The following is a 2,991-nucleotide window of genomic DNA, read 5'->3' on the forward strand; positions in this document are numbered from 1 at the left end:
GATCTGCGCCGCCACCAGGTTCAGCGCCCCGCCGTGGGTCGCCGCCACACCCTTCGGCACACCCGTCGAACCCGACGTATAGATCACATACGCCATCCCGGCGGCATCCACGACCACACCAGGAGCAGTCTCCGGCATGGCCGCCACCTGCGCCTCGACGTGCCGGTCGTCCAACGCCACCGGCATGACGCCGCGCAACGGCAGTTCGTCCAGCACATCCTCGACACCGAGCAGGACCGGTATGCGGCTGTCGGCCACCATGAACCCGATCCGCTCCGCCGGATGCGCCACGTCCATCGGCAGATAGGCCGCTCCGGCCTTGAGGATTCCCAGCACCGCGGTGACCATCCGCGCGCCGCGCGGCAGGCAGAGCCCGACCACCACCTCCGGCCCCACGCCCAGACCGCGCAGGAAGTGCGCCAGGCGATTCGACGCGACGTCCAGCTCGCGGTACGTGAGGACATCCTGGCCTGCGATGACGGCAGGAGCGTCAGGGGCGGCGGCGACCTGCCGTCCGAACACCTCCACGACGGTGCCGTCCAGGTCACCGGCGGCGGTGTCGTTCCAGCCCACGAGCATCCGTTCGCGCGCTTGCCGATCGAGCACGCTCACGGCGGCGAGCGGTGTGTCGGGGCCGCCGTGCACCGTGCCGGCCAGGGCGCCGACCGCGTTCTCGATCGCGGTGCACCACAGACGGCAGACCTCAAGCGAATCGATGGGGTCGACGGCCAGCACACTGACGCGCATACCAGCCGCACCGTTGTCATTGACGGCAACGGCCAACGGGTAGTTGGTCTTGTCCCGTTCAAAGACATATCGAACGCCATCGATCGAGCGCTGCTCCCCGGCGTCCGATTCCTGGTCGGCGGGGCGGTAGTTGAAGAGCGAGGTGAACAGCGGGGTGTCGCCCGCTATCCCGCTGGCCTGCTGGGCCAGCGCCAGCGGGGCGTGCTCGTGCTCCAGCAGCGCCGCCAACTGGTCCCGCATGTCCTCGACCGCGGCCCGCACCCCCGCCCGGCGGGTCCGCACCCGTACCGGGAGGCTGTTGATGAACGGGCCCACGACGCGGTCGGCTCCCGCGCCTGCCGTCATGCGTCCGAGCAGCACCGTGCCGAACACCACGTCGTCGCGGCCCGACAGCACGGCCAGTACGCGCGCCCACACCACGTGCATCACGGTGGCAGGGCTGACCCCCATCTGCCGTGTCACCTGCCGGAGCGTGTCCACGACCTCGTCGGAGATCGGCAGGCTCTCGACCACCACGTCGCTGCCGTCGCCGCGCACGTCGAGCACCCCGTACGGGGCAGTCGGCTCGGTCACATCGCCGAGCAGCTCGGCGAAGTACCGCTCGTGCTCGGCCCGGGGCACCGCTCGCATCTGTGCCACGAAGTTCCGGAACGGCAGTGCGGGCCTCAGCGCCTCGGGACGCCCGGCCAGAATCTCCCGCAGCTCCTGAAGCATCATGTCCACGCCCAGGTGGTCCTGCAGCAGGTGATGCATCCGCATCACACCCAGCCAACGGCCTTCCTCGACCTCGGCCACATGCAGGTCCGTCAGCGGGGCACGGTCGAGGTTCATCACCGATCCCGCCAGGGCGGTCAGGCCCTCCATCCACCCTTCGGGTCCCGCGGCAGCCACGTCTTCCTCGAAGACGTGCTCTACGACGGGCAGTTGTGCCTGCCGCCACACCACCTGAACCGGCTCGCGCAGGCCCTCCCACACCACACCCGTGCGATAGATGTCGTGCCGGTCCACGACCTGCTGCAAGGCACCGACGAATGTGTCCAGCCGGGCCCGGGAGTCGAACTCCACGACGCGCGCCGTCAGATAGACGTCGCCGCCCTCACCCGCCATGAGGTGGTGGAAGAACATGCCCTCCTGCAACGGCGCCAGCGGATAGACGTCCGACACGTTCGACGCTCCGCCGTCGACGGCCGCGACCACCCGGTCGATCTCCTGCTGCGACAGCTCGACCAGCGGCAGCATCTCCGGCGTGATCCGCTCCGCACCCACCGGGATCAGGTTCTCGGGCACCTCCACCGCTTCGGCACCGGACGCCCTCGCCAGCCCGGCCGGTGTCGACGCCTCGAACAGCGCCCGCACCGACACCGATACGCCCCGCGCCCGCAGCCGGTCCACCAACGCCACCGCCAGCAGCGAGTGTCCGCCCAGCCGGAAGAAGTTGTCGTCGACGCCGACCGACTCCACGCCGAGCACCTCGGCGAACACCGCGCAGAGGATCTCCTCTTGCACGGTGGCCGGGGCGCGGCCCGCGCCCGTGACGTACTCCGGCGCGGGCAGGGCCCTGCGGTCGAGCTTGCCGTTGACGGTCAGCGGCAGCTCGTCCAGCGTCACGAACGCGGCCGGGACCATGTACTCCGGCAGCCGCGACGCCACCACGTCCCGCAGCACGCCCGCGTCGAGCCCTGTGTCCGCGGCCACCACGTAGGCGACCAGGCGCTTGTCGCCCGGAGCGTCCTCGCGTGCGATCACAGCGGCCTGTCCGACGTCCGGCCGCGACAGCAGCACGGCCTCGATCTCGCCCGGCTCGATGCGGAACCCACGGACCTTGACCTGCTCGTCGGCGCGGCCACCGAAGACCAGTTGGCCGTCCGGGGTCCACTTGGCCACATCACCGGTCCGGTACATCCGTTCCCCGGACGCTCCGAACGGGCAGGCCACGAACCGCTCACCCGTCAGCCCCGCACGACCGACGTAGCCACGTGCCACACCGGCTCCGGCCACGTACAGCTCGCCCGCGACGCCCACCGGCACCGGCTGCAGCGCCTCATCCAGCACGAACAAGCGGCTGTTGGCGATCGGCGTGCCGATCGTCGGCTCATCCCCCCGCGTCAGCGGTTGCGACATCGACGCACAGACGGTGATCTCGGTCGGACCGTAGGCGTTGATCAGCCGACGACCCGAAGCCCACCGCTCCACCAGACCCGCGTCCAGGGCTTCACCGGCAGATACGAGCGTGGTGACCGAGGC

At 70.4% G+C, this 2,991-nt stretch carries 1 protein-coding gene; it reads right to left on the bottom strand.

Annotated features, from left to right (window positions below; all coding sequences use genetic code 11):
* Positions 1-2,991, bottom strand: a 2,991-nt coding sequence (locus ACWD2L_RS40970; protein ID WP_351346086.1) for an AMP-binding protein, incomplete at both ends; no start/stop codon positions are given.

This window comes from Streptomyces sp. NPDC002754, from assembly GCF_053592315.1.